Origin of the sequence: Streptomyces sp. TLI_105 (genome assembly GCF_900105415.1) — a bacterium.
GTDB lineage: Bacteria > Actinomycetota > Actinomycetes > Streptomycetales > Streptomycetaceae > Streptomyces.
Genome location: NZ_FNSM01000001.1, coordinates 3,732,340 through 3,756,733, shown reverse-complemented (window position 1 = coordinate 3,756,733; position 24,394 = coordinate 3,732,340). Strand labels below are relative to the sequence as shown.

Below are 24,394 nucleotides of genomic sequence, written 5' to 3'. Positions count from 1 at the left end.
ACGGGGGCGTGCAGTGGTCGGGGTCGTGGGAGGGGTGCGCGGATGAGTCGGCGTTCCGGTGGGCTGATCGGGGTGTGGGCCGAGCAGCAGCGGGTGGCGCAGAGGCAGCGGGAAGGGCAGCACCAGGCGGTGCTGCGGCAGCAGCGGGACGCCGAGCGGGCGCAGCGGGCGTACGAGCGGGACGTCGCCCGGACGCAGCGGGAGCAGCGGGCCGCCTATCGGCAGCAGCGGGACGCCGACGCCCTGCGGCGCACCCGCGAGTTGGAGGAGCGGGTCGCCCTCCTCGAGGGGCTGCTCGCGGCCGGCTGCCGCGCGCCCGCCTTCTCCGTGGAGTCCCTGCGCCGCGCCGAGGACGTCGACCCCTTCTCGCCGGGCCCGCTCGCCGAACCCGTCGCCATGCCCGACCAGCGCTTCTACCGGCCGCAGGCCTCCTGGACGCCCTCCGGGCGCGCCCAGGCCGAGCGGGACGCGCGGGCCCGGTTCGAGCGCGACTGGTACGCGGCGCAGGCCGCCGAGGCGCGGAGGGTCGAGCAACTCGCCGCGTACCGACGGGAGTACGACGTCTGGGCGGCTGCCCGTATCGCGGAGATACGCGCCCACAACAGCGGGATCGACGGGACCGGCGCGGCCCTGCGGAGCGGGGAGGCCGACACGGTCGTCGAGTACTTCTCCGCCGTGCTGTTCGCGTCGACCGCCTGGCCCGAGGGGTTTCCCCGTGAGGTGTCGGCCGCCTACGACCGGGCCGGGCGCGGGCTCGTCCTCGACTGGGGCCTGCCCGGGTACGAGGTCGTGCCGGAGGCCAAGGGCGTCAAGTACCTGCCGAGCACCGACCAGGAGAAGGAGGTACCCCGGCCGGTGACGCAGCGGCGGGCGCTGTACCGGGACGTGCTGGCGCAGAGCGTGCTGCTCGCGGTGCGGGAGCTGTTCGCCGCGGACCGCTTCGGGGCGCTCGACGGGGTGGTCCTGAACGGGTACGTGAACGGGGTGGACCCGGCGACGGGCCTGGACGCGCGGGTGTGCGTGGCGTCCGTGGTCGTGGAACGGCAGGCCTTCGAGCGGCTGAACCTGGAGCTGGTGGGGGCCGTGGAGTGCCTGACGGGGGCGCTCGGGGGCCGTCTGTCGGCGAAGCCCGACGAGCGGGCGGCGGTGGAGCCGCTGAGGGTGCCGGGCCAGGTCGGGTCGGACGTGGTGTTCCAGGGCGACGGGGAGGAGCCGGACCTGCTGGCCATGGATCCGATCGCCTTCGAGGGGCTCGTGGCCGAGCTGTTTCGGGCCCGGGGGCTCCAGGCGGTGACGACCCAGCGGTCGGGTGACGGCGGGGTCGACGTGGAGGCGCTGGATCCCGATCCGATCAGCGGCGGGTCGATCGTCGTGCAGGTGAAGCGGTACCGGAACACCGTGCCGCCGAGCGCCGTACGGGATCTGTTCGGGACCGTGCAGGACAAGGGGGCCAACAAGGGCGTCCTCGTCACGACGTCGAAGTTCGGGCCCGGTTCGTACACCTTCGCCAACGGCAAGCCGCTGACCCTGATCTCGGGGACCGAGCTGGTGGACCTGCTGCACCAGCACGGCCTGCGGGGCCGGCTGGGCGGGCCCGCCCGGGCGGCGGCGCCCGTGTCCGCTCCCGCCGAGGCCGCCGAGGACTTCAACCTGCTCGGGATGGTGTGGTCGGGGTCCGCCGCCCTCGACGTCTGCGCGCTGGTCTGCGCCGGGAACCGGGTCCTCGGCGACGAGTGGTTCGTGTTCTTCAACAACCCCGCGACGCCCGACGGTTCGGTCGCCGTGGTGGCGGCCGCACCCGGTGACCGCGCGGCCGTGCGGGTCGGCTTCGACGCGCTGCCCGCGCGGGCGGACCGGCTGGTCCTGGTGGCGGCCGTGGACCCGGAGGTGAACCCCGACGCGGATCTGGGCGGGTTCACGGAGGCCGGGATACGGCTGCGGGACGACGCGGGCGCCGAGCTCGACCGGCTGGAGGTGTCCGACGGGCGGCCGGGGGAGAAGGCGCTCGTCCTCGGGTCGTTCCGGCGGCGGTCCGGCGGGAACTGGGACTTCGTCCTCGGCGGGAAGGGGTACCGGGGCGGGCTCGAGGAGCTCGTGGGGGACTTCGGGATCGAGGTGGAGTAGCCCCGTCGGGGGGAGGGCGCGGTGCGCGCCCTCCCCCCGACGCGTCTCTCAGCGGCCGCTCAGGCGGTTCGCCAGGATCGCCACGCGGTCCGTCTCCGCCGTGTGGCCGGCGGCCTCGCGGCGGTCGGCGCCCCGGAAGGCGGCGTACATGGTCTGGACGCCGAGCCAGCGCAGGGGTTCCGGCTCCCACTTGCGGACCTTGTGGTCGACCCAGGGGAGGGCCGTGAGGTCGGTGGGGCCCGACTGGCCCGAGTCCTGCTGGATCAGGTCGCGGAGGGTGCGGGCCGCGAGGTTGGCGGTGGCGACGCCGGAGCCGACGTAGCCGCCGGCCCAGCCGAGGCCGGTGGAGCGGTCGAGGGTGACGGTGGCGCACCAGTCGCGGGGGACGCCGAGGACGCCGGACCAGGCGTGGTCGATCCGTACGCCGGCGAGCTGCGGGAAGAAGCGGATCAGGATCTCGCGGAGGGCGTCGATGGTCTCCGGCTGGGTACGGCCGTCGTTGTCGGTCTTCGAGCCGAAGCGGTACGGGACGCCCCGGCCGCCGAGCGCGATGCGGCCGTCGGCGGTGCGCTGGGCGTACATGTAGGCGTGGGCCATGTCGCCGAGGGTCTCGCGGCCGCCCCAGCCGATGGACTCCCACTGGGCGTCGGTGAGGGGCTCGGTGGCGATCATCGAGGAGTTCATGGGGAGCCAGGTGCGGCGCTGGCCGGCGAGGGAGGCGGTGAAGCCCTCGGTGCAGCGCAGGACGTACGGGGCGCGGACGGTGCCGTACGGGGTGATCGCGTGCTTCGGCTTGATCTCGGTGACGGGGGTCGACTCGTGGATCGTGACGCCGAGCGCCTCGACGGCCGCGGCGAGGCCCTGGACGAGCTTGACCGGGTGGAGGCGGGCGCCGTGCGGGGTCCAGGAGGAGCCGACGGCTCCGGCGACGCGGACGCGTTCGGCGGTCTCGCGGGCGCCGTAGAGCTCGCGGTCGGTCTCGCCGAAGGCGAGCTCGGCGGCGTGGAAGGCCTTGAGGCGGGCGAGCTGGGCGGGGGAGAGGGCCACCTCCAGGACGCCGCCGCGGTGCTGGTCGGCGTCGATCTTCTCGGCGTCGCAGACGTCCAGGACCTCGGTGACGGTGGCGTTCATGGCCTGCTGGAGGCGGACGGCGGCCTCGTGGCCGTGGAGCCCGGCGTAGCGGTCGCGGCCGGCGATGCCGTTGTAGAGCCAGCCGCCGTTGCGGCCGGAGGCGCCGTAGCCGCAGAACCTGGCTTCGAGGACGGTGATGTTGAGGAAGGGAACGGCCTTCTTGAGGTAGTAGGCGGTCCACAGTCCCGTGTATCCGCCGCCGACGATGCAGACGTCGGCGCCGGTGTCGCCGGGGAGCGGTTCGCGGGGAGCGGGGGCGCCCTCCTGCGCGTACCAGAACGATATTCCGCCGTTGACGGTGCCGTTGACCGTGCTCATCTCTATCCCTCTTCCGGATGCGTGGCCGGAGATTACCCCTGGCCAGGGGTCTGTGGATACGGGGAAAAACCGGAGGCGCCGGGCGCGAGCCGGTCACTACGCTCGCCGCGTGATGCACGTACCGGAGGAATTGGCCCAGTCCCAGGCGAAGTACAACGGCGAGGCCGGACGGGCGTTCGTCGACGGGCTGCCCGAGCGGGCCGAGGAGTTTCTCGGGCGGTGGGGGCTGCGGATCACCGGGCCCTCGATGCACGGGATGGCCTCGCTCGTGCTGCCCGTGGAGCGGGTCGCCGACGGTGCGCGCGCCGCTCTGAAGATGCAGCTCCTCGACGACGAGACGGAGGGGGAGCCCCTCGGGCTGCGCGTCTGGGACGGGGACGGCGTGGTGCGGTTGCTCGATCACGACGCCGCGACCGGCACCATGCTCCTCGAACGGCTCGACGAGGACCGGCCGTTGTCCACGGTCACGGACACCCGCGAGGCCCTCGGGATCCTCGCCGGCCTTCTCGCCCGGCTCGTCGCCGTCCCCGCGCCGGAAGGACTCCGGACGCTCGGCGACATCGCCGCCGGGATGCTCGCCGAGGTGCCTGCGGCCGCCGCGCGGCTCGGCGCGGACGACGCCGCCTTGCTGCGGGACTGCGCCGCGGCCGTACGGGAGGTGGCGGGCGAGCCGGGGGACCGGCTGCTCCACTGGGACCTGCACTTCGGGAACGTCCTGGCGGGCGAGCGGGAACCCTGGCTGGCGATCGACCCCAAGCCCCTTGCCGGGGACCCGGGCTTCGAGCTGCTTCCCGCGCTGATGGACCGTTTCGATCCCGACGGCTTCCTGTGGGGGTTCGACCTGCTCGCCGAGGTCGTCGGGGACCGGCGGCGCGCAGTCGCCTGGACGCTGGGCCGGGTGCTTCAGAACGGGCTCTGGGACGTCGAGGACGGGGAGCCCGTGCTCGCCCGCGAGCAGGTGGCCGCCGCGCGGATCCTGCTGGCCAGGAGGGCCTGACACGGGGCAGGCTGGGGGCATGATCCGTACAGCCACGCCTGCCGACGTGCCCGTCGTCCACGCCCTGATCCGCGACCTCGCCGCGTACGAGAAGGCCCTCGACGAGGTCCGTACGACCCCCGAGCAGCTCCACGAGGCCCTGTTCGGCGAGCGTCCCGCCGCCTTCGCGCACATCGCCGAGACGGAGACGGGCGAGGCGGTGGGCTTCGCGCTCTGGTTCCTCAACTTCTCGACCTGGCGCGGAGTCCACGGCATCTACCTGGAGGACCTGTACGTCCGCCCGGAGGCCCGGGGCGGCGGCCACGGCAAGGCCCTGCTGCGCGAACTGGCCCGCATCTGCGTCGAGCGCGGCTACGAGCGCCTGGAGTGGTCCGTACTGAACTGGAACCGGCCCTCGATCGACTTCTACGAGTCCCTGGGCGCCCGTCCGCAGGACGAGTGGACGGTCTACCGGCTGACGGACGGGGCCCTGGCGGAGCTGGGTGGAGCGACGGTGTAGGAAAGGGGCATGGACATTGAGCAGCGGTTCCAGCGGATCACCGGCTTCATCGAGGCCCGGCTGACGCCCCTCTTCGACCCCGCCAACGGCAGCGACCACGGGTTCGGCATGGACGACACGTCGCGGGCGCTGCGGGCCCTGCGCTACACCGTGCAGGCCGCGGCGGCGGTGAACGGGCTCGTGGAGAAGCGGGAGACGGCGCCGGAGCTGCGGCAGGTCGTCGACCAGGCCCTGGAGCACAACTGGGACGTGCTGCGCTCCATCGCCCGGATGTGGGAGGACCACCCCGACTTCACGAAGGAGTTCAAGGCGCACTCCTGGGACGTGCTGGGGGTCTGATCGTCGGGGCCCCGAGGGTCCTCGGGGTCCTCGGGTCCTCAGGGTCCGCCGGGTCCTCGGGGTTCTCAGGGTCCTCAGGGGATGAGGACCACCTTGCCCGTCGTGCCCCGGTTCTCCAGGGCGCGGTGGGCCTCCGCCGCCCGCGCGAGGGGGAAGCGGTGGACCGCCGGGCGCAGCGTGCCGGCGGCCGCGGCGTCGAGGGCGGCGAGTTCGAGCGTACGGATGTCGCCGCCCGCCTTCTGGATCATGACGGGGCCGAGGACGGACTCCGAGGTGATCCCGCGGGCGGTGAGCTCCTCCTCGGTGAAGGCGAGCGGTTCGCCGTCGTGGAGTCCGGCTCCGGACCAGCCGAAGACCAGGTGCTGTCCGCCCTTGCCGAGCAGGTCGACGGCGGCGCGGCCGGTGTCGCCGCCGACCGAGTCGAAGACGACGGTCGCGGCGCGGTGCACGGAGGCCAGGTACGCGCGGACCTTCTCCGGCCAGTCGGGCCGCTTGTAGTCGACGGCCAGGTCGGCGCCGTTCGCCTCGACGAGGGCGACCTTCGCGGGGCCGCCGGCGAGGCCGACGACGGTGGCGCCGGCGTTCTTGGCGTACTGGACGAGCAGGGTGCCGATGCCGCCGGCGGCGGCCGGGACGATCGCGACCGAGTCGGGGCCGAGGTCGGTGAACCCCAGGATGCCCAGGGTCGTGCGGCCGGTGCCGATCATGGCGACGGCCTCCGCCTCGCCGAGGTGGTCGGGCAGGGCGTGCAGGCGGGCGGCGTCGGTGACGGCGAGTTCGGCGTAGCCGCCGGGGTTCATGCCGAGGTGGGCGACGACCCGCCGGCCGAGCCAGGCGGGGTCGGTGCCCTCGCCGAGGGCGTCGACGGTGCCGGCGACCTCGCGGCCGGGGATCGTGGGGAGCTCGGCGGGAGCGGGGAAGGGGCCCGTGGCGCCCTCGCGCAGGGCGGTGTCGAGGAGGTGCACGCCAGCCGCCGCGACCCGGACGCGGACCTGGCCGGGGCCCGGCACGGGGTCGGGCGTCTCCTCGTAGGTGAGGTTCTCGGCGGGGCCGAAGGCGTGGAGGCGGATGGCGTGCATGACGTTCCCCTGTCGTCGTACGGGCGGGTGGCTGTCGTTACGCGGCAAGCCTCCGACCTCAAGCGCGCTTGAGGTCAAGACGGTCCAGGTGCTGTGCGCGCAGGGCCAGCGACACCGCCTCGACCGCGCTCGTGAACGACACCTCCGACAGCACGCCCGGCGCCGCGACCTGGTCGCCCACCAGGTACACCCCGTCGCCCCGGTCGACGGCCGGCCGGTCGCGCCAGGTCGTGCCCGGACGGTCCACCGCGCCCGTACGGCCCTGGGAGACGGACTCCCGCCGCCACACCGTCCGCTCCCGCCAGCCGGGGAAGCCGAGGTCGAGGAGCCGCTCGGCGTGGGCGACACCGTCGGCCTTCGACGCGTCGGGGCCGATCGGCAACTGCGCTTGGATCAGCTGCTGCCCGGCCGGGGCCAGCGAGGGGTCCTGTGCCGTGTACCGCTCGATCCAGCCGGGCGCGTCCAGGTCGGAGATCACGAACGGGTCGCCCTTGCGGGTGCGCAGCGCCAGGTCGAACAGGACCGTGCGGCCGCTCTCCCAGGTCAGCGACGGGTCGCCGAGGAGCCGGGCGGCGGCGGGCAGGGCGGTCGCGACGATCACAGGCCCGTCGCCGAGCGGCAAGGCGTCGACGCGGGACGAGGTCTCGATCCGCACCCCCAGGTCCCACGCGCGCGCGGCCATCCGCTCGATGAGCTGCCCCCAGCCGCCTCGGAGGTAGTGGGCCTCCGGCGGCAGGCAGGTGGACCGGTGCAGCCGCTCCTGCACGAAGCGGGCGGAGAGCGAGCCGGGGTCGTGGTGGAAGAGCGCGACCGCGCTGTACGCGGCGGCCACGCGCGCGGTGCGCTCGCCCGCGAGCCCCGTGACCCAGGTGCGGAAGTCGAGGTCGGCGGGGGCCTGTTCGGCCGTACGGCGGGCCTGGCGCAACAGGCCGAGCGGCGGGGTGCGGCGCAGGGCCCCGTCACGGTGGACGCGGAACCGGACGGCCTCGGCGGGCGGCAGCGAGGCGAGGGCGCCGAGGAGGCCCCGCTGCTTGAGCCAGGTCCAGTGGGGGCCGCCGTTGTAGAGCGCGTGCGGGCCCTCGTTGGTCCGGTACGGGCCGTCGGCGGTGCGCGCCCGGCCGCCGAGCGTCCGGTGCGCCTCGTGGACGGTCACCTTGGTGCCGGCCTCGGCGGCCGTGATGGCGGCGGTCAGTCCGGCGAAGCCGCCGCCGATGATCGTGAGCTTCCGCATGTCCGTCTCCCTGGTGTCGGTCTCACACGGGGGACGGCGGGAGGGGCCGCGGATGTGACATCGGGGCGCTGTCAGTGGCGTACGTCACGATGGGTTCATGGCGACGAGTACGGATCGGAACCGGCGGAAGAAGGTGGCGGGGGCGCGACGGCCGGAGGTCCGGCTGCCGCCCCTGGAGGCGTACGGGGGCGGGCTCGAACCGGACGGGGACTACGACAGCCTCGAACTGGCCGGGCTCGACCTGACGGGCCAGTCGGGCGAAGGGGCCCGCTTCCTGGACTGCGCGCTGCGCGAGTGCGGGCTCGACGGCACGCGGCTGACGGGGGCGCGGTTCCTCGACTCCGTGCTGACGGGGGTACGGGGAGTGGGCACCGAACTCGCCGGGGCGCAGCTGCGGGACGTGGAACTCGTGGAGGCACGGCTCGGCGGGGCGCAGCTGCACGGGGCGGTCCTGGAGAGGGTCGTCGTCCGGGGCGGCAAGAGCGACTACCTCAACCTGCGGGCGGCGAAGCTGAAGGACGTCGTCTTCGAGGGATGCGTGCTGAGCGAGCCGGACTTCGGGGGCGCGGTCCTGGAGCGGGTCGAGTTCGTGGACTGCGTGCTCACGGGCGTGGACTTCACGGGGGCGCGTCTCACGGACGTGGACCTGCGCGGGGTGCAGCGCCTTGGGATCGCGCGGGGCGTGGAGTCCCTGTCGGGCGCGGTGATCTCCGCGGCGCAACTCCTGGACCTGGCGCCGGTGCTGGCGGCGCGGTTGGGGGTGCGGGTGGAGGGGTGAGCCCTGGCCACCCCCGTTGTGGGCGGCCCCCCCGCCGGGGCGGTGCCGCCCGTTGTGGGCGGCCGTTCCGCTGGGGCGTCGCCCCGCCGGGCCTCGTTGTGGGCAGTCGTTCCGCCCCAGCGGAACGCATGCCCACACGGGGGCCCGCACGGCGGGCTACGGCACCCGCGGGAAGCGGGACTGGAGGGTCCAGATGGCGGGGTTGTCCGCCAGGCCCTCGTGCATGTCCGTGAGGTCCGCGATCAGGTCGTGCAGAAAGTCCCGCGCCTCGCGCCGCAGCTCCGCGTGGTTGAAGGTGACCGGCGGCTCGTCGCCCGGCATCCAGTCGGCCTCGACGTCCACCCACCCGAAGCGGCGCTCGAAGAGCATCCGGTCCGTGGACTCGGTGAAGTCGAGTTCCGCGTACTGCGGCTGTGCGGCGCGGCTGCCGCGCGGGTCCTGGTCGAGCTGCTCGACGATGTCGCACAGCGCCCACGCGAAGTCGAGCACCGGCACCCACCCCCAGGCCGTGGACACCTCGCGGTCGGTCTCCGTGTCGGCGAGGTACACGTCCCCGCAGAACAGGTCGTGACGCAGGGCGTGGACGTCCGCGTGGCGGTAGTCGGTCTGCGGCGGGTCGGGGAAGCGACGCGAGAGGGAGTAGCCGATGTCGAGCACGGGACCGATGGTGTCACGGCCCCGGGCTCCTCCCGTACGCGAGGCGACCGCCCGTCCCGTACGCGAGGACCGCCGGCCCGTCCCGTACGCGAGGCGACCGGCACCCTCACGTCACGGCACCAGACCCGCCTCGTACGCGACGATCACCAGCTGCACCCGGTCGCGCGCGTCCAGCTTGGCGAAGAGCCGCGCCACGTGGGCCTTCGCGGTGGCCGCGCTGATGTGGAGCCGCTCCGCGATCTCGCCGTTCGACAGGCCCCGGCCGACCAGGGTGAGGACCTCCCGCTCGCGCTCGGTGACCCCGTCGGGCCCACGGGACGGCCGGCGCGCGGGCTCGGGCCGCGCCGCGAACTCCTCGATCAGCCGCCGCGTCACGCCCGGCGCGATCAGGGCGTCGCCGGCGGCCACCACCCGGATCGCGGCGAGGATGTCGTCGAGGGCCATGTCCTTGACGAGGAAGCCGCTCGCGCCGGAGCGCAGCGCCCCGTACACGTACGCGTCGTCGTCGAAGGTCGTGAGGACGAGGACCCGTGGCGCGCCGGGGCCCGCCGTGACGATCCGGGTGGCCTCGATGCCGTCCATGCCGGGCATCCGGACGTCCATCACCACCACGTCGGGCCCGAGGTCGCGGGCCAGCGCGACCGCCTCCGTGCCGGTGCCCGCCTCGCCGACGACCGTGAGGTCGGGGCTGTCGGCCATCAGGACGCGCAGGCCCGCCCGTACCAGCGGCTGGTCGTCGACGAGGAGGACGCGGATCGTGTGGGTCATGCCGGGGTTCCTTCCTGGCTGCCGGCCGGCAGCGGCAGCAGCGCCGTCACGTGGAAGCCGCCTCCGGGACGCGGGCCCGCCGTGAGGCTGCCGCCGAGGAGCGCGGCGCGCTCGCGCATCCCGGCCAGGCCGTACCCGCCCACGGCGTCCCCGCCGGGCGCGCCCCGGCCGTCGTCGGCGATCTCGACGAGCAGGGTGTCGGTGCGCCGCTCCACCGTCACCCGGCAGGTCGGGGTGGCGGCGTGCCGGACGACGTTCGTGAGCGACTCCTGCACGATCCGGTACGCGGCGAGGTCGACCTCCGGCGGGAGCGCGGCGTCGGGGTTGCCGAGGTGCCGCAGTTCGACCCGTACCCCCGCGTCCGCCGTGGCCGCCGCGAGCCGCTCCAGGTCGGCGAGGCCGGGCGCCGGGTCGCGAGGTGCGGGACGGCCGTCGGCGCCCCGCAGTGCGCCGAGGGTGCGGCGCAGACCGGCGAGGGTCTCCCGGCTGGTGGACTCGATGGTGGCGAGCGCTTTGCGCGCCTCGGCGGGCTGGGTCTCGATGACCCGGCGGCCGACGCCCGCCTGGATGGCGATGACCCCGATGCTGTGGGCGACGACGTCGTGCAGCTCGCGGGCGATCCGGAGCCGTTCCGCCGCGACGGCCTCGGCGGTGGTCGCGGCGCGCAGCTCCGCCGTGTGGCTGCGCCGTTCGCGTACGGACCGGCCGAGGAGTCCGGCGGTGAGCAGGGCGAGCGCGAGGGCCGTGATCGTGCTGACGAAGACGTCCTGGCCGGAGGTGGTGTACGTCGCGGCGGCGATCTGCACGGCGAGCGCGCCGAGGGCGGCGGGCAGTAGGACTCGGAGCGGGCGCGCGGCGGCGACCCGGCCCACGACGGCGTCGGCGGCGAGCACCGGGAGGTAGAGGAGCACGGCGTCGGGCCGTGTGGTCGCCGCCGCGAACAGCCCGGTGAGCAGCAGTCCGAGCGCCGCGAGCGGGTTGCGGCGCGCCAGGGGCAGGGTCAGGCCCACGGCGACGGCGGTGAGGAAGAGCCGCAGTTCGGTGGAGCGGTACGGGCCGGTCCGTACGGCGGTGAGGAGCAGGAAGGGGTGCGCGACGGCCGCGCCCCAAGCGAGGGCCGCCGGGACCCGCGCGCTGGACGGGCGGGCGGTCGGGGTGGCGGTCATGATCGTGATCGTAGGCGCGGCCACCCGCCGGCACATCGGCCCGTGGGCGTACGCCCCCGGGCCACCCCCGGTCCCCGGTTGTGGCCGCCGAGCCGATGTGCCGGGGGGTGCGGGCCCGCGACCGTGGGTCGCATGATCGAAGTCCACGAACTGACCAAGCATTACGGCCGCCAGGGCCGCCGCCGCCCCGCCGCCCGCCTCACAGCCCGCAACCGCCCCGCCGCCAGCCCCGCCCGCGAAGACCGCCCCGCCGTGGACCACCTCACCTTCTCCGTGAAACCCGGCCGCGTCACCGGCTTCCTCGGGCCCAACGGGGCCGGGAAGTCCACGACCCTGCGGATGGTCCTGGGGCTGAACGAGCCGACGTCCGGGACCGCCACCGTCGGCGGGCGGCGGTTCCGGGAGCTGCCGCGCGGGCTGCGGGACGTCGGGGCGCTGCTCGATGCGCAGGACGTGCACGGCGGCCGGACCGCCGAGGCCCATCTCGCGGCCCTCGCCCGCACCAACGGCATCCCGCGCCGCCGGGCCGCCGAGGTGTTGGAGGAGGTCGGTCTCGCGGGGGCCGCCGGGCGGCGGATCGGCGGCTACTCGCTCGGCATGAGGCAGCGCCTGGGGATCGCCGCCGCGCTGCTCGGCGATCCTCCCGTGCTGCTCTTCGACGAGCCGGTCAACGGCCTCGACCCGGAAGGCGTGCTGTGGGCGCGGGGACTGTTCCGGCGGCTCGCGGCCGAGGGCCGCACCGTGTTCGTCTCCAGCCATCTGATGAGCGAGATGGAGCACACCGCCGACGACCTCGTCGTCATCGGCCGGGGCCGGCTCATCGCGGCCGAGAGCGTGGCCGCCTTCGCCGCGCGCGGCACCCGCCGGAGCGTGACCGTGCGGACGGCCGACCCGGCCGCCGCGCCGGGCTTCGCCGACGCCTTGGCCGCAGAGGGCGCGACCGTACGGCGGGAGGAAGAGGGGCTCGCCGTGACCGGGATGGACGCGGACCGGGTCGGCGTCCTCGCCTTCCGGCACGGCGTCCCGCTCACCGGACTGACCGCGCACGCCGCCTCCCTCGAAGAGGCGTTCATGGAGCTCACCGCCGACAGTGTGGAGTACCGCTGATGCCCGCCCTCACGAAGCCTGTTCCCCCGTCCACCCGTTCGACCCCGCCGGCCCGGTTCCGTGATCTCCTCGCCGCCGAGTGGATCAAGCTGTGGTCGCTCCGCTCCACCCCCTGGGCCTTCGTCGTCGGCGCGGTCGCCGCCCTCGGCGTCAACCTCAACGCGACGCTCGCCGACTACCGCAACTACCCGAACTACCCGGAGGGCATCAGGGAGCTCTTCGTGCCGATCTGGGCGATGCGCGACGCGTTCACGCTCGGCGGGGCCATGGTGTTCACGCTCGCCACCGGCTCCATCGGCGCGCTGATGATCGTCGGCGAGTACGGCACCGGCCAGATCCGTACGACCTTCGCGGCCGTCCCCGCCCGCCGGGCCGTCGTCGCCGCGAAGGCGCTCGTCCTCGCCGCCGTGATGCTGGTGTACGGGACGGTGGTCGCCGGGGTCTCGTTCGCCGCCACGCAGGCCGTGCTCGACGGCCGGGGCGTCGGGATGGCGATCGGTGACGAGGGCGTGCTCCGGGCCGTCGCCGCGTCGGCGCTCCTCGCGCCCGTGTGCGCGCTCGCCGGTTTCGGGCTCGGGGCGCTGCTGCGGCACACGGCCACGACGATCGTCTCCCTGACCGGTCTGCTGCTTCTGCTGCCGGCCCTGATGGGCGAGCGCGACCGGTGGGGTGCGACGTTCCTGCACGCTCTGCCACAGGGCGCGTGGAAGCGGCTCACGGAGGTGGGGGTGTCGCCGGTGCCGGTGGAGTATCCGTGGACGGCCGGCGGGGCGTGGACGGTGTACGCGGCCTGGGTGCTGGGCGCCGTGGCGGTGGCTTTCGTGGCCGTCCACCGCCGGGACGTGTGAACCGTACGAGGATCAGCGGCGACCGTGTGAACCGTACGAGGATCAGCGGCGGCCGTGCACCGCTCGTGCCACCCGGGGGCCGAGCCAGCGCTTGAGGCGGCGCAGGGGCTCCAGCTGTTCGGCGGCCCGGTCGATCCGGTAGTACAGCTGCGGCGGGACGTGCGGCAGCAGCGGCGAGTGGCGCTGGCCGAGGAGCGCGAACATCTTGGCCGGCTCCAGGCTCATGTAGCGCGGGAGGTTCTCGTACCACTGGGCGCTGTAGCGGGCGGCGCTCTGCGCGGAGACGAGTTCGGCGCGCCGCCGCTTCCCGTACGCGGTGAGGGCGGCGTCCAGGTCGCCGGGGGCGCGCAGGGCGTCCGCGAGGGCGAGCGCGTCCTCCAGGGCCAGGGTGGTGCCCGCGCCGATCGAGTAGTGCGTGGTGTGGGCGGCGTCGCCGAGGAGGACGAGGTTGCCGTGGTGCCAGACCCGGTTGGTGAGGGTGCGGAAGGTCAGCCACTGGGCGGCGTCGTCGGCGCGTTCGCGGCCGATCAGCTCGTGCCCGTCGAGGAGGTCGTGGAAGAGCTTCTCCAGGAGGTTCAGGCTGTCGGCCTCGCCGCGCGTGTCGAGGCCGAGGCCGGTCCAGGTCTCCGGGGAGCACTCGACGACACAGGTGGAGCGCTCGCCGCTGAAGCCGTAGGCGTAGCACCAGATCCAGCCGTGCTCGGTCTCCTTGAAGGCGAAGCTGAAGGAGTCGAAGACCTTGGTGGTGCCGAGCCAGATGTACTGGTTGCGGCCGCTGGTGACCTCGCTGCCGAAGTGGCCGGCGCGCGCCTCGCGGAGCACGCTGTTGACGCCGTCGGCGGCGACGACCAGGTCCGCCCCGGCCAGTTCGGGCGCGTCCGGGCCGGGGATGTCGTGCTCGAACTCGACCCGTACGCCGAGCTCCTCGGCGCGGTCGGCGAGCAGCGCGAGCATCCGCCGCCGTCCGATGCCGAAGCCCGCGTCGCCGCGGTGGACGGTCCGCTCGTCGCGGACGATGGCGACCCCGTCGGTCCAGGTCACGGACGCCTCGGCGACGGCGGCCGCGGACTCGGGGTCGCCGGCGCGCAGCTTGTCGAGGAGCCCGGCCCAGTAGGTGACGCCCCAGCCGTACGTGGAGCCCTCGGGGTTCCGTTCGTACACGGCGATGTCGTGGGACGGGTCCTGCCGCTTCAGCAGGATCGAGAGGTAGAGGCCGGCGGGTCCGCCGCCGACGATCGCGAGCTTCACGTGCGCTCCCACTGAGACATGACACCGTGCGGTCGAGTGACGACGCACCGTAGCAGTGGGGGCGGTCCGGCGCGGGGGAACGGCACCCAAGTCCAGCCCTACGGCTTACGGCAGCAGGCGCCGCTCCTTCGCCACCGCGACCGCGCCGGCGCGGGTGTCGACGCCGAGCTTGGCGTAGATCCGGCCGAGGTGCGTCTTCACCGTCGCCTCGCTGATGAACAGCGCCCGCGCGATCTCCCGGTTGCCGAGGCCGCGCCCCAGCTGGCCGAGGATGTCCCGTTCCCGGTCGGTGAGCGAAGGGCCCGCCGCGCCCCGCATGCGGTCCATGACCCGGCTGGCGACCGGCGGGGAGAGGGCCGTGCGGCCCTGGGCGGCGGAGTGGATCGCGGCGAACAGCTCCTCGGGCCGCTCGGCCTTCAGCAGATAGCCCGTCGCGCCCGCCTCGATCGCCCGCGTGATGTCCGCGTCCGTGTCGTACGTGGTGAGGACCAGGACGTGGACGCCGGTGGGCGCGATCCGCCGCGTCGCCTCCACGCCGTCGATGCCGGCGCCGAGCTGGAGGTCCATCAGGACGACGTCCGGCTTCAGCTTCGCCGCCATCGCGACGGCCTCCTCGCCGCTGCCCGCCTCGCCCACCACCTCGATGTCGGGGGTGCTGCCGAGCAGCGCGAGCAGGCCGGCGCGGACGACGACGTGATCGTCGCAGAGGAGGATCCGTACGGACATCAGGACTCCAGGGTGAGCGGGATCGCGGCGGAGAGCACCGTGCCCTCGCCCGGGGTGGACTCGACCGTCAGGGTGCCACCGAGCTGCTGGGCGCGCACCCGCATCGCGGGCAGGCCGTGGCCCCGTTCGGCCTGCTCGCGCGCGAGCGCCGGGTCGAAGCCGCGGCCGTCGTCGGCGATGTCCAGGACCACCTGGTCGTCGAGGTAGGTGAGGGTCAGGGCGGCGGAGTCGGCGCCGGCGTGTTCGCGGATGTTGGCGAGGGCGCCCTGCGCGATCCGCAGCAGCGCCGACTGCGCCCGGTCGGGCAGTGGCACCGGGGTGCCGTCGACGCGGAAGGCCGCCGACTCGCGGGCGGCGAGGGCGCGCAGGGCCTCTTCGAGGCCGCCGCCTCCGGCGAGGTCGGCGGGGGCGAGGTCCTGCACGAAGCGGCGGGCCTCGGCGAGGTTGCGTTCGGCGATGGACTCGGCGGTGCGGACGTGCCGGCGGGCGGCGGCCGGGTCGCCGTCCCAGAGCCGGTCGGCGGCCTGGAGCAGCATCTGCTGGCTGGACAGGCCCTGGGCGAGGGTGTCGTGGATCTCCATGGACAGCCGCTGGCGCTCCGCGAGGGTGCCCTCGCGGCGTTCGATCGCGGCGAGTTCGCGGCGGGTGCGGATCAGGTCGTCGATGAGTGCCCGCTGCCGGGCGGCCTGCCGGTCGGAGTGGACGAAGACGCCGGTGGCGAGGGCGGCGACGGCCGGCGGGGCGACGATCAGGTTCGGGTCCCAGCCGCCGTGCGAGAGCTGGACCTGCGCGAAGACCACGAACGCGGTGAGCAGGGTGACCAGGCCGAGCGCGGCGCGCGGCGGGAGGGTCCGCAGGCCCGTGTAGAAGAGCGGCACCGCGCACCAGGCGAAGCTGGGCGCGAGGACGACGAGGAGGACCCAGACGGCGACGACCGTGCCGAGCCAGGCGATCCGGCGCGGGGTGGTGCGGGTGCCGAGCACCGGGCCGAGGAGGTAGAGGGAGGCGAGGGCGCCGGTGAGGGCGATGATCCAGGGGCTGCGGGCCTCCCACTCGTGCCGCAGCAGGAAGCGGGCGAGGGAGGCGCCGAGCAGCAGGAAGAACGCGATGTGCATGACCCGCGCGAGCCAGCGGGCGTCCGGGTCGTGCTCCGTGGGCCGGGTCACCGTGCCGCCTCCCTGCCGTCCTGACCTGGGCCTGTCTGACCTGGGTGTCCCCGTCCATGGTGGCCCGGAGGGACCAGGGAGGCATCAACCGATCGGCTGACGGACCCGTCGTCCGGTGTGCGCGCGGAGGGCAGCCGGACCGTGGACCGGTGGGCGCCGGTTCCGGGCGGAGGATCGATGCAGAGCGAAGGACGGACCGAGCGGGACGAGAGACCCGACGGTGCGCCCCCGCCTCGAAGGCTTCTCCTCCTCTCTCCTCCTCACCCCTACGGAGTCCCTCATGAAGAAGATCCTCCTCGGTGCCACCGCCGCCGCTGTCGTCGCCGCCGGTACCTTCGGCGTGGTCTCCGCGAACGCCGCGGCCCCGGCCGCCGCTCCCGCCGCCGTCATGGCCGACGCGGACAACGGCAACCTCCAGACGTCGACGCACCTGACCATCGAGGCCGCCACCAAGGCCGCGCAGGCGACCCTGGACGCCGCCGAGCAGGAGAACCAGCGGGTCTCCGTCGCGGTCGTGGACCGCAACGGCAACACCCTCGTCACCCTGCGCGGCGACGGCGCGGGCCCGCAGTCCTACGAGTCGGCCGTGAAGAAGGCGTACACCGCCGTCTCCTGGAACGCCCCCACCTCCGTCCTCGCGGGCCGCCTCACCAACGCGCCGACCCTGAAGGACATCCCCGGCACCCTCTTCCTCGCCGGTGGCGCCCCGGTCACCGCCAAGGGCGCCCCGATCGCGGGCATCGGCGTCGCCGGCGCGCCCTCGGGCGACCTCGACGAGAAGTTCGCCCAGGCCGGCGTCGCCGCCCTCGCCAAGTAACGCCCCCAGCTGGTGGTGGCGCCCGGATCCCCCGCCGGGCGTCACCGCCTTTTTCGTTTTTGACCTTTTAAGATCGGTACGTGTCACAGCGCAGCCGGACCTCAGCCGCCGCCCTCGCCGCAGTCCTCGCGCTGCTCGCGACCGGCTGCACCGACATCGGCGGCGGCGTCCGGGGCACCCCCGGGGCCGCCGGGCTGCGCGACCCGTACTTCCCGAAGCTCGGCAACGGCGGCTACGACGTCGGGCACTACGGCCTCACCCTCGCCTACGACCCCGCCTCCGGCCGCCTCGACGGCACCGCCGAGATCACCGCCCGCGCCACCCAGGACCTCAGCGCCTTCAACCTCGACCTCGCCGGCCTCACCGTGCGCCGCGCGACCGTCGACGGCGCCCCCGCCGCGTACAACCGGGCCGGGAACGAGCTGACCCTCCGCCCCCGCGAGGAGCTCCCCGAGGGGAAGCAGTTCCGGGCCACCGTCACCTACTCGGGCGTGCCCGAGCCGCTCACGGACGCGGACGGCTCCGAGGAGGGCTGGCTGCGCACGGCCGGCGGGGCGGTCGCCGTCGGCGAACCCACCGGCTCCATGACCTGGTTCCCCGGCAACCACCACCCCTCCGACAAGGCCTCCTACGACCTCACGCTCACCCTCCCCGCCGGGGTCGACGGCGTCTCCAACGGCGTCAGGACCGCGCGGCGCACCGGGCCGGACGGACGCGTCACCACCGTGTGGCACACCCCCGAGCCGATGGCGAGCTACCTCGCGACGGTCGCGATCGGCCGGTACGAGACGGGAACGGCGACCGCCCTCGGCACCGTGCCCGTCCTCACCGCCGCCGAGCCCCCCGCCGCGGCGGGCAGCGCCGCGCTGCGGGGCGAGATCCCCGGGATCCTCGCCCGCCAGGTGAAACGCTTCGGCCCCTACCCCTTCTCCGCAGCCGGGGCCGTCGTCACCGAGAACGGAAGCCTCGGCTACGCCCTGGAGACCCAGACCCGGCCCGTCTTCCCGGCCGACTCCTTCGACCGGACGACCCTCGTCCACGAGCAGGCGCACCAGTGGTTCGGCAACTCGGTCACGCCGAAGAGCTGGCGGGACATCTGGCTGAACGAGGGCTTCGCGACGTACGCGGAGTGGCTGTACTCGGAGGAGTACGAGCACGTGCCCGCGCGGACCCGCTTCGAGCGGGCCTTCGCCCAGGACGCGAACTGGGCCTTCCCGCCGGCCGCCCCGCCCACCGCCGAGAACCTCTTCGACCCGCCCGTGTACCAGCGGGGAGCGATGGCCCTGCACAAGCTGCGCGAGACGGTCGGCGACCGCGTCTTCGACGAGATCCTGCGCGGCTGGCCCGCGAAGTACCGCCACGCCAACGCCACCACGGACGACTTCACGGCCTACGCGGAGAGCGTGGCGGGCCGCGACCTCAAGACCCTGTGGGACGTCTGGCTGTACGGCGACGGGAAGCCGCGCACCTCCTGAAGGGCGTCCGGAAAGCAGAGCCAGCCGGGACTTTCCGGACGCGCCCTAGACCAGGGACTTCCGCATCACGACGCACGGGCGGCCGTGGGCGAGGTCCGGGCGGCGGGCCGTCTCCTCGTAGCCCAGCGCGGTCCAGAAGGCCAGCGCCTTCGGGTTGTTCTCCAGGACGGCGAGGCGCAGCCCGGTGCGGCCCTCGGCGCGGAAGCCGGTCTCGATGTACGCGGCGAGCCGACGGCCGTACCCGGCGCGCCGCGCGTCGGCGTGGACCATCAGCAGGCCGAGCCACGGGTCGGTCTGGAGCGGGTCGGGGTGGCGGCCGAGCGTGACCGCGACGGCGACGAGTCGGCCCTCGGCGCGGGCGAGGAGCACCTCGGCCGTCGGCTGCGAGAGCTCGTCGGCGAGGGCGGCGGCGACCTGCTCGGGCCGGATGTCGTCCGGGTCGGGGAAGTCACCGCTGAGCTGCTGGAACTCCTGGTTCGACGCGTACAGCGCGGTGAGTTCGGTGAGCAGCGGCCCGGGGAGGGCGTGCGCTTCCGTGCGCGGGAGTGCTTCGACGATCACGCGGAAAGGGTAGGGCCCCGGCGCGTTCCGCCGGGGCCCACCTGGTGCGTGCCGGTCCGTCAGACGTCTCAGAGGTTGACGCCGAAGTCGCGGGCGATGCCCTCCAGGCCCGAGGCGTAGCCCTGGCCGACGGCGCGGAACTTCCACTCGGCGCCGTTGCGGTACAGCTCGCCGAAGATCATGGCCGTCTCGACGGCGGCGTCCTCGGAGAGGTCGTAGCGGGCGATCTCGGTGCCGCCGGCCTGGTTCACGATGCGGATGTACGCGTTGCGCACCTGGCCGAAGTTCTGCGAGCGGGACACCGCGTCGTAGATGGAGACCGGGAAGACGATCTTGTCGACGTTGGCCGGGAGGGCCGCGAGGTTGACGTTGATCTGCTCGTCGTCGCCGCCGCCCTCGCCGGTGCGGTTGTCACCGGTGTGCACGATGGTCTGGTCCGGCGTCGACTTGTTGTTGAAGAAGACGAAGTGGGCGTCCGAGGCGACCCGTCCGGCGGCGTCCACGCCGATCGCGGAGGCGTCCAGGTCGAAGTCGGTGCCGGTGGTGGTGCGGACGTCCCAGCCGAGGCCCACGGTGACGGCGGTGAGGCCCGGGGCCTCCTTGGTCAGGGAGACGTTGCCGCCCTTGGACAGGCTCACAGCCATGGAAAGTCCCTTTCGTCGTTCTGTCGTCGCCTGGAGAAACGCGGTTCGGCCGCCGACGGTTCCCGCCGTCTCCACGCGCGCGTGCCCCGTGGGGCGGTCCGCGCGAAAACAGGATGACTCGTACCCGCCCCTCCGGGGAACATGGGGGGCATGTCCGGTCCGTATCCCATCCGCGGCTCCGTCTCGCTGCCCGAGGCCGAGCTCCAGTGGCGTTTCTCGCGGTCGTCGGGGCCGGGCGGGCAGCACGTGAACACCAGCGACTCGCAGGTGGAGCTCCGTTTCGACCTCGCGGCCACCGACGCGCTCCCCGAGGTGTGGAAGGCCCGCGCCCTGGAGCGGCTCGCCTCCCGCCTGGTGGGCGGCGTCGTGACGGTCCGCGCCTCGGAGCACCGCTCCCAGTGGCGCAACCGCGAGACGGCGGCGGTCCGCCTGGCCGCGCTCCTCGCCGAGGCGACGGCCCCGCCGCCGAAGCCCCGTCGGCCGACGAAGATCCCGCGCGGGATCAACGAGCGGCGACTGCGCGAGAAGAAGCAGCGCTCGGAGACCAAGCGCACCCGCCAGTCCCGCGACTGGAGCTGACGCGGGTCAGCCCAGTCGGCGGTACTTCCCCTGGTAGTACGTCAGCGGCCCGCCGCCCTCCGAGGGCAGGCCGACCGTCAGGACGCGGCCCACCACCAGCGTGTGGTCGCCGGCCACGACGCGGTTCTCCGTGCGGCACTCCAGGACCGACAGCGCGCCGCCCAGGAGCGGGGCGCCGCTCTCCTCGCCGCGCGTGTACGGCAGGTCGGCGAAGAGGAGCCGGTCGCTGACCCGGTTCTTCATGGCGAAGCGCCCGGCGACGTGCCGCTGGTCCTCGGCGAGGATCGACACCGCCCAGACCGGGACGTCGGCGAGCAGGTCGTCCATGCGGGAGCCGTTGCGGAGGCTGACGAGGACCAGGGGCGGGTCGAGGGAGACCGACATGAAGGCGGTGGCCGTCATGCCGACGTCCTCGCCGCGCGGGCCGTCGTCGGGGTCGTGGGCGGTCACCAGGACCACGCCCGCCGCGAGGCGGGCCATCGCCGCCCGGAACTCGTCGTTGCTCACCCCCTCAGCATGAGGGATGGCCAGATCGGACACGGGGGGTGAGGTGGGGGTCTTCTGCAGCACCCTCGCACGCTAGCTCCAGGCCTCCGCGTCCCGCATCGGGCGGGGGGACCAGCCGGGCACGGGCGCCGGACCTAGGTCCTGGCATATGCCGCAGACGGGAGGGCCCGCCACGAGGTGCTGTGACTTGAGTCACAGAGGGCAGTAATTGCTGACCCTGTGTACCGGGTGCGCAGCTCGCTGTGATTCAGTGGCGGTGACAGTGCAGTACGAAGCCGATGAGAACCCTGGAGTTGCTGTCGAGGTCTCGGGGAGAGCGAGCGATGGAGACCGAGTCGGAGCCTTACGTCCGTCTCTCGACCCTGCGGCAGCTGCATCAGGTCGTGGCGGACCTCAACACTGCCCGGAGCCTGGCGGACACCCTGCAGACCGTCGCCGACGGTGTGGTCGCCGGTCTCAACTACGAGCTGGCCTGCGTCAACCTCGTCCGCCCCGACGGTGACCTCGTCGTCGCCGCCTTCGCCGGAAGCTCCGCCGCCGAGGCCCTGATCACCGGCCGCGTCGGCTCCCGCTCCTCCTGGGACCGCCGCCTCTCCATGGGCGTCGCCTGGGGCGACCTGCGGTTCATCCCGCACACCGAGGGCTGGGTCCTCATGGAGGACGACGTCCCCCAGTGGCACACCGACGGCCCCGCGCCCCGCTTCGAGGACGAGTGGCACCCGCACGACCGGCTCTACGCCCCGATGTACGCCCCCACGCTCGGCTCCGCCCGCACGGGGGGCGCCCCGTCCGGCTCCGGCCGTGAGCTCCTCGGCGTCATATCCGTCGACCGCCCGCGCAACGGCCGGCACCCCGGCCCCTGGGGCCAGGAAGCGCTCCAGATGTACGCCTCGCAGTCGGCGATCGCCATCAGCAACGCACGCCTCCGCTCCAACATGCAGCGCGCCCTGGTCCGCCTGGAGCGCGAGCAGCAGGCCCTGCGGGCCAGCGAGGAGTCCTTCCGGCAGGCCTTCGAGTACGCCCCCTCCGGCATGGCCATCGCCGAGATGGGCGGCGACCAGCACGGCCGGCTCCTCCGCACCAACGACGCCCTGTGCCGGCTCCTCGGCCGGCCCGCCTCCGTCATGCGGCGCTACTCCTTCGCCGACCTCGTCCACCCCGAGGACATCGGGACGCTGCTCCGCACCTCCGCCGAGGGCGGCCGGGCCGAGCTGCGGCTCGGGCGGCGGGACGGCACCTACGTCTGGGTCTCCCTGCGGAACTCGGTGGTCGCCGACACCGCCGACGGCCCCCGCTTCCTCCTCACCCACGTCGAGGACATCGAGGAGCGCAAGCGGCACGAGCTCCAGCTCGCCCACCGCGCCTCGCACGACGCCCTCACCGGCCTCCCCAACAGCGCCGAGCTGCGCTCCCGGCTCTCCGCCCGGCTCTGCGAGCGCCCGTCGGCGCCGGGGGGCGAGGCGGCGTACGGCGGCGGGTACGACTCGCGGCGGGACGGCGGCTACGGGACGGGGCACGAGGGCGGCGGCTACGAGCCCGCGTACGAGCCCTCCCACGACCCCTCGTACGACTCCGGCCACGAGCCGCAGCCGTACGAGCACGAGCACGAGCACGGCTTCGGTTTCGAGCCGGCGGGCGGATCGGGGCCGTACGACCACCACGTCCACATCGTCGCGCCCACGGGCGGCGAGACCGACGACGGGACCAAGGGGCTCGCGGTCCTCTTCTGCGACCTCGACGGCTTCAAGTCGATCAACGACCGCTTCGGGCACCACACCGGCGACGCCGTCCTCATCGAGGTCGCGCGCCGGCTCACCACCGGCGTGCGGGACGGCGACACCGTCGCCCGGCTCGGCGGTGACGAGTTCGTCGTCCTCGCCGACGGCCTCGGTGCCGCCGACGCCGCCGACCTGGCCGTGCGCCTGCGCAACGCGATCATCCCGCCGATCCGGGTGGACGGGCGGGCGGTCCGTGTCGGGGCGAGTTTCGGCATCGGTTGGGCCGAGTGCGGGATGACCGTGGAAGAGGTCCTGAACTCGGCGGACCAGCGGATGTACGTGGAGAAACGCTCCCGCGCCAAGGTCCACCGACGGGCCGGTTGAGCCGCGCGCTGGTCCGTTCGGGGTAGGCTCGGCCGGTCGGCGACGGCTGGCGAGCATGGAGAGGATGACCCGGATGGCTGCCGGAAACGACGGCGCGAACACGCCCGAGGACGACGATCCGTTCGGCTACCTCTACGAGGACGGCCAGGCAGCGGGCGCCCGGCCCCCGCAGGGCGGCGGCTACGGCTACCCCGGCCCCGCCCCGGCCCAGCCGGGCGTGCCCCGGACCTCGTACAACCAGGTCAGAACGGTCGGCGAGCGCCAGTACGGCCACCACCAGCAGCAGCAGGCGTACGTGCCGCCGCAGCAGCAGGCCCCGTACGGCCAGCCGCAGGCGCAGTACGCGGCGCCCGAGACGTACGGCGCCCAGCCGCAGACCCGCCCGATCCCGCCCCAGCGCGGCGGCGGCTCCGGCCGCGGCCCCAACACCAGGGGCCTCCTGATCGGCGCGGTCGCCGTCGTGGCGGTCGTGGTCGTCGGCATCGCGGCGGCCCTGATCACGAACTCGGGCAAGGAGAACGACAAGGACTCCCAGGCCGGCGGCGGCACGCCGTCGACCGCGCCCACCCAGGTCTCCGAGACGCCGAGCACGGAGCCGAGCACCGAGAAGACCCCGGAGGAGCTCCCGAAGCAGGACGCGGCGACGCTGACGCTGGGCGGGTCGGCGACGACGGAGAAGACCGTCCCGGGCGCCGAGGGCGTCGACGGCGCCTACGTGTCGGGCTTCAACGCGCCGGGCGCCTCGGTGACCTGGAAGGCGAACATGCCGACGGCGGGCAAGTACCGCCTGACCGTGCGCTACGCCATCCCGGCGGTCGATGCCAACGCCACCCTGACGGTGAACGGCAAGCCGAACTCCCTGCCGATCGGGCTGAAGAACTTCATCCACTCCTCGGACCCGAACCTGGAGAAGAACTGGCAGACCACCTGGGCGCCGGTCGACCTCCAGAAGGGCGACAACGAGATCAAGATCTCGTGCGAGGCCGGCAACCAGTGCAACGTGCTGCTCGACTGGCTCGAGGTGACCCCGGGGCAGTAGGTGCCGGCGCACCGCCTGCCGTACGGCCTGACGTCCGATCTCTTAGGTTCGCCCGCAAAAGTAAGATCATCATCTGATGATCCTTCCCTTGCTGACCATGAGGGCGGGTTGGACAACACGGGAGGTCCTGAAGATGCGTGCCCTGGGAAAGATGGCGTCGGTCGGTGTGCTGGCCGCTGGTTTGGTTGTTGCGACGACGCCCTCGGCGTCTGCTGCCGTGTCAGGCGCATTCGGAAATGTCTCCTGGAACGTTCGCGCGTCGGCTTCGACGGACTCCACCGTGCTCGCCCGAATCTCCCCCTCGGGCTCCGTACCGTGCTGGACGGCCACGTGCACGGGTCGAGTCACCGGCGGTTACTACAAGTGCGCCCATGAGACCGAGACGTACAACACCTGGACCCCCCTCAACTACAAGGGGAGGAAGGGCTGGGTCGCCGACAGGTGTGTGACGCTCGGGCGCATCGCCTGAGGACCCGGTAGGACGGCGT

The 24,394-nt window shown here is 73.8% G+C and carries 25 protein-coding genes; 13 read left to right on the top strand and 12 right to left on the bottom strand.

What is annotated here, in order from left to right; genetic code table 11:
- Nucleotides 1-42: 42 nt before the first annotated feature.
- Nucleotides 43-2,124 (top strand): restriction endonuclease, encoded by a 2,082-nt coding sequence (locus BLW86_RS17080; protein WP_177181678.1) that lies wholly within the window; start codon nucleotides 43-45, stop codon nucleotides 2,122-2,124.
- Between the two features lie 48 nt (nucleotides 2,125-2,172).
- Here the strand turns inward: BLW86_RS17080 and BLW86_RS17075 are convergent, their stop codons facing one another.
- Entirely contained in the window at nucleotides 2,173-3,573 is a 1,401-nt protein-coding gene (locus tag BLW86_RS17075; protein ID WP_093874840.1) for an NAD(P)/FAD-dependent oxidoreductase, read from the bottom strand.
- A gap of 112 nt (nucleotides 3,574-3,685) precedes the next feature.
- Here BLW86_RS17075 and BLW86_RS17070 point away from each other — a divergent pair, with 112 nt between their 5' ends.
- From BLW86_RS17070 to BLW86_RS17060, 3 genes are read left to right on the top strand one after another with little or no spacing between them, the layout of a single operon-like run.
- Complete coding sequence (locus tag BLW86_RS17070; protein ID WP_371129672.1) at nucleotides 3,686-4,570, top strand: aminoglycoside phosphotransferase family protein; 885 nt, start codon at nucleotides 3,686-3,688, stop codon at nucleotides 4,568-4,570.
- A gap of 19 nt (nucleotides 4,571-4,589) precedes the next feature.
- Nucleotides 4,590-5,069, top strand: a complete 480-nt coding sequence (locus BLW86_RS17065) for a GNAT family N-acetyltransferase (protein WP_093874838.1) — start codon at nucleotides 4,590-4,592, stop codon at nucleotides 5,067-5,069.
- Nucleotides 5,070-5,078: 9 nt separating this feature from the next.
- Complete coding sequence (locus tag BLW86_RS17060; RefSeq protein WP_093874837.1) at nucleotides 5,079-5,408, top strand: hypothetical protein; 330 nt, start codon at nucleotides 5,079-5,081, stop codon at nucleotides 5,406-5,408.
- 74 nt (nucleotides 5,409-5,482) lie between these two features.
- On the opposite strand, the gene BLW86_RS17055 is transcribed toward BLW86_RS17060, so the two are convergent.
- Both BLW86_RS17055 and BLW86_RS17050 read right to left on the bottom strand, forming a co-directional pair.
- On the bottom strand, nucleotides 5,483-6,487 hold the full coding sequence (locus BLW86_RS17055) for a zinc-binding dehydrogenase (protein ID WP_093874836.1): 1,005 nt from the start codon (nucleotides 6,485-6,487) through the stop codon (nucleotides 5,483-5,485).
- Nucleotides 6,488-6,545: 58 nt separating this feature from the next.
- Nucleotides 6,546-7,718, bottom strand: a complete 1,173-nt coding sequence (locus BLW86_RS17050; protein WP_093874835.1) for a phytoene desaturase family protein — start codon at nucleotides 7,716-7,718, stop codon at nucleotides 6,546-6,548.
- A 97-nt stretch (nucleotides 7,719-7,815) separates the two neighbouring features.
- On the opposite strand from BLW86_RS17050, the gene BLW86_RS17045 reads away from it, so the two are divergent.
- A complete protein-coding gene (locus BLW86_RS17045) occupies nucleotides 7,816-8,496 on the top strand; it encodes a pentapeptide repeat-containing protein (RefSeq protein ID WP_093874834.1) in 681 nt (226 codons plus the stop codon).
- Between the two features lie 156 nt (nucleotides 8,497-8,652).
- Here BLW86_RS17045 and BLW86_RS17040 read toward each other — a convergent pair whose 3' ends face one another.
- The 3 genes from BLW86_RS17040 to BLW86_RS17030 all read right to left on the bottom strand — a co-directional run bounded on the left by BLW86_RS17040 (nucleotide 8,653) and on the right by BLW86_RS17030 (nucleotide 11,087).
- A complete protein-coding gene (locus BLW86_RS17040; RefSeq protein ID WP_093874833.1) occupies nucleotides 8,653-9,153 on the bottom strand; it encodes a hypothetical protein in 501 nt (166 codons plus the stop codon).
- Between the two features lie 111 nt (nucleotides 9,154-9,264).
- On the bottom strand, nucleotides 9,265-9,921 hold the full coding sequence (locus BLW86_RS17035) for a response regulator (RefSeq protein ID WP_093874832.1): 657 nt from the start codon (nucleotides 9,919-9,921) through the stop codon (nucleotides 9,265-9,267).
- Nucleotides 9,918-11,087, bottom strand: a complete 1,170-nt coding sequence (locus tag BLW86_RS17030; RefSeq protein ID WP_093878708.1) for a sensor histidine kinase — start codon at nucleotides 11,085-11,087, stop codon at nucleotides 9,918-9,920. Before BLW86_RS17030 ends, BLW86_RS17035 begins: the two co-directional genes overlap by 4 nt.
- Before the next feature lie 132 nt (nucleotides 11,088-11,219).
- Between BLW86_RS17030 and BLW86_RS17025 the strand changes: the two genes are divergently transcribed.
- Entirely contained in the window at nucleotides 11,220-12,194 is a 975-nt protein-coding gene (locus BLW86_RS17025) for an ATP-binding cassette domain-containing protein (RefSeq protein ID WP_093874831.1), read from the top strand.
- On the top strand, nucleotides 12,194-13,042 hold the full coding sequence (locus BLW86_RS17020; protein ID WP_093874830.1) for an ABC transporter permease subunit: 849 nt from the start codon (nucleotides 12,194-12,196) through the stop codon (nucleotides 13,040-13,042). Before BLW86_RS17025 ends, BLW86_RS17020 begins: the two co-directional genes overlap by 1 nt.
- A 42-nt stretch (nucleotides 13,043-13,084) precedes the next feature.
- Here the strand turns inward: BLW86_RS17020 and BLW86_RS17015 are convergent, their stop codons facing one another.
- The 3 genes from BLW86_RS17015 to BLW86_RS17005 form a co-directional block, all read right to left on the bottom strand.
- Nucleotides 13,085-14,290, bottom strand: coding sequence for an FAD-dependent monooxygenase (locus BLW86_RS17015; protein WP_093874829.1), 1,206 nt, complete (start codon nucleotides 14,288-14,290; stop codon nucleotides 13,085-13,087).
- 105 nt (nucleotides 14,291-14,395) lie between these two features.
- Entirely contained in the window at nucleotides 14,396-15,016 is a 621-nt protein-coding gene (locus BLW86_RS17010; protein WP_015035223.1) for a response regulator, read from the bottom strand.
- On the bottom strand, nucleotides 15,016-16,131 hold the full coding sequence (locus tag BLW86_RS17005) for a sensor histidine kinase (RefSeq protein WP_256341679.1): 1,116 nt from the start codon (nucleotides 16,129-16,131) through the stop codon (nucleotides 15,016-15,018). The genes BLW86_RS17010 and BLW86_RS17005 overlap by 1 nt, the downstream gene beginning before the upstream one ends.
- A gap of 331 nt (nucleotides 16,132-16,462) precedes the next feature.
- On the opposite strand from BLW86_RS17005, the gene BLW86_RS17000 reads away from it, so the two are divergent.
- Both BLW86_RS17000 and BLW86_RS16995 read left to right on the top strand, forming a co-directional pair.
- Entirely contained in the window at nucleotides 16,463-16,999 is a 537-nt protein-coding gene (locus BLW86_RS17000; protein WP_093878707.1) for a GlcG/HbpS family heme-binding protein, read from the top strand.
- A gap of 80 nt (nucleotides 17,000-17,079) precedes the next feature.
- A complete protein-coding gene (locus tag BLW86_RS16995) occupies nucleotides 17,080-18,474 on the top strand; it encodes a M1 family metallopeptidase (protein WP_093874827.1) in 1,395 nt (464 codons plus the stop codon).
- A gap of 45 nt (nucleotides 18,475-18,519) precedes the next feature.
- Here BLW86_RS16995 and BLW86_RS16990 read toward each other — a convergent pair whose 3' ends face one another.
- Both BLW86_RS16990 and BLW86_RS16985 read right to left on the bottom strand, forming a co-directional pair.
- The gene (locus BLW86_RS16990) at nucleotides 18,520-19,035 is read right to left on the bottom strand and encodes a GNAT family N-acetyltransferase (RefSeq protein WP_093874826.1); all 516 of its coding nucleotides are present in this window, start codon (nucleotides 19,033-19,035) and stop codon (nucleotides 18,520-18,522) included.
- Between the two features lie 68 nt (nucleotides 19,036-19,103).
- On the bottom strand, nucleotides 19,104-19,679 hold the full coding sequence (locus tag BLW86_RS16985) for a TerD family protein (protein ID WP_093874825.1): 576 nt from the start codon (nucleotides 19,677-19,679) through the stop codon (nucleotides 19,104-19,106).
- A 141-nt stretch (nucleotides 19,680-19,820) separates the two neighbouring features.
- Here BLW86_RS16985 and arfB point away from each other — a divergent pair, with 141 nt between their 5' ends.
- Nucleotides 19,821-20,258, top strand: a complete 438-nt coding sequence (gene arfB, locus BLW86_RS16980; protein WP_177181677.1) for an alternative ribosome rescue aminoacyl-tRNA hydrolase ArfB — start codon at nucleotides 19,821-19,823, stop codon at nucleotides 20,256-20,258.
- Nucleotides 20,259-20,264: 6 nt separating this feature from the next.
- Here arfB and BLW86_RS16975 read toward each other — a convergent pair whose 3' ends face one another.
- A complete protein-coding gene (locus tag BLW86_RS16975) occupies nucleotides 20,265-20,738 on the bottom strand; it encodes a flavin reductase family protein (RefSeq protein ID WP_256341678.1) in 474 nt (157 codons plus the stop codon).
- A gap of 350 nt (nucleotides 20,739-21,088) precedes the next feature.
- Between BLW86_RS16975 and cdgB the strand changes: the two genes are divergently transcribed.
- The 3 genes from cdgB (at nucleotide 21,089) to BLW86_RS41520 (ending at nucleotide 24,375) form a co-directional block, all read left to right on the top strand.
- Nucleotides 21,089-22,867: a diguanylate cyclase CdgB gene (gene cdgB, locus BLW86_RS16970; protein ID WP_093874823.1), complete on the top strand. Its 1,779-nt coding sequence runs from the start codon at nucleotides 21,089-21,091 to the stop codon at nucleotides 22,865-22,867.
- Between the two features lie 73 nt (nucleotides 22,868-22,940).
- Nucleotides 22,941-23,906: a CBM35 domain-containing protein gene (locus tag BLW86_RS16965; RefSeq protein ID WP_093878705.1), complete on the top strand. Its 966-nt coding sequence runs from the start codon at nucleotides 22,941-22,943 to the stop codon at nucleotides 23,904-23,906.
- Nucleotides 23,907-24,186: 280 nt separating this feature from the next.
- A complete protein-coding gene (locus BLW86_RS41520; RefSeq protein ID WP_143060257.1) occupies nucleotides 24,187-24,375 on the top strand; it encodes a hypothetical protein in 189 nt (62 codons plus the stop codon).
- The last annotated feature ends 19 nt before the right edge of the window (nucleotides 24,376-24,394 follow it).

Coding starts and splice junctions, on each gene's coding strand:
- BLW86_RS17050 (WP_093874835.1), bottom strand. CDS start 7,718: ATGCGGAAGCTCACGATCATCGGCGGCGGCTTCGCCGGACTGACCGCC.
- BLW86_RS17000 (WP_093878707.1), top strand. CDS start 16,463: ATGAAGAAGATCCTCCTCGGTGCCACCGCCGCCGCTGTCGTCGCCGCC.
- BLW86_RS17005 (WP_256341679.1), bottom strand. CDS start 16,131: ATGCACATCGCGTTCTTCCTGCTGCTCGGCGCCTCCCTCGCCCGCTTC.
- BLW86_RS17025 (WP_093874831.1), top strand. CDS start 11,220: ATGATCGAAGTCCACGAACTGACCAAGCATTACGGCCGCCAGGGCCGC.
- BLW86_RS17010 (WP_015035223.1), bottom strand. CDS start 15,016: ATGTCCGTACGGATCCTCCTCTGCGACGATCACGTCGTCGTCCGCGCC.
- BLW86_RS17035 (WP_093874832.1), bottom strand. CDS start 9,921: ATGACCCACACGATCCGCGTCCTCCTCGTCGACGACCAGCCGCTGGTA.
- arfB (WP_177181677.1), top strand. CDS start 19,821: ATGGGGGGCATGTCCGGTCCGTATCCCATCCGCGGCTCCGTCTCGCTG.
- BLW86_RS16985 (WP_093874825.1), bottom strand. CDS start 19,679: ATGGCTGTGAGCCTGTCCAAGGGCGGCAACGTCTCCCTGACCAAGGAG.
- BLW86_RS17075 (WP_093874840.1), bottom strand. CDS start 3,573: ATGAGCACGGTCAACGGCACCGTCAACGGCGGAATATCGTTCTGGTAC.
- cdgB (WP_093874823.1), top strand. CDS start 21,089: ATGGAGACCGAGTCGGAGCCTTACGTCCGTCTCTCGACCCTGCGGCAG.
- BLW86_RS17065 (WP_093874838.1), top strand. CDS start 4,590: ATGATCCGTACAGCCACGCCTGCCGACGTGCCCGTCGTCCACGCCCTG.
- BLW86_RS17055 (WP_093874836.1), bottom strand. CDS start 6,487: ATGCACGCCATCCGCCTCCACGCCTTCGGCCCCGCCGAGAACCTCACC.
- BLW86_RS17060 (WP_093874837.1), top strand. CDS start 5,079: ATGGACATTGAGCAGCGGTTCCAGCGGATCACCGGCTTCATCGAGGCC.
- BLW86_RS16975 (WP_256341678.1), bottom strand. CDS start 20,738: ATGGCCCGCCTCGCGGCGGGCGTGGTCCTGGTGACCGCCCACGACCCC.
- BLW86_RS16965 (WP_093878705.1), top strand. CDS start 22,941: ATGGCTGCCGGAAACGACGGCGCGAACACGCCCGAGGACGACGATCCG.
- BLW86_RS17045 (WP_093874834.1), top strand. CDS start 7,816: ATGGCGACGAGTACGGATCGGAACCGGCGGAAGAAGGTGGCGGGGGCG.
- BLW86_RS17020 (WP_093874830.1), top strand. CDS start 12,194: ATGCCCGCCCTCACGAAGCCTGTTCCCCCGTCCACCCGTTCGACCCCG.
- BLW86_RS17030 (WP_093878708.1), bottom strand. CDS start 11,087: ATGACCGCCACCCCGACCGCCCGCCCGTCCAGCGCGCGGGTCCCGGCG.
- BLW86_RS17070 (WP_371129672.1), top strand. CDS start 3,686: ATGCACGTACCGGAGGAATTGGCCCAGTCCCAGGCGAAGTACAACGGC.
- BLW86_RS17080 (WP_177181678.1), top strand. CDS start 43: ATGAGTCGGCGTTCCGGTGGGCTGATCGGGGTGTGGGCCGAGCAGCAG.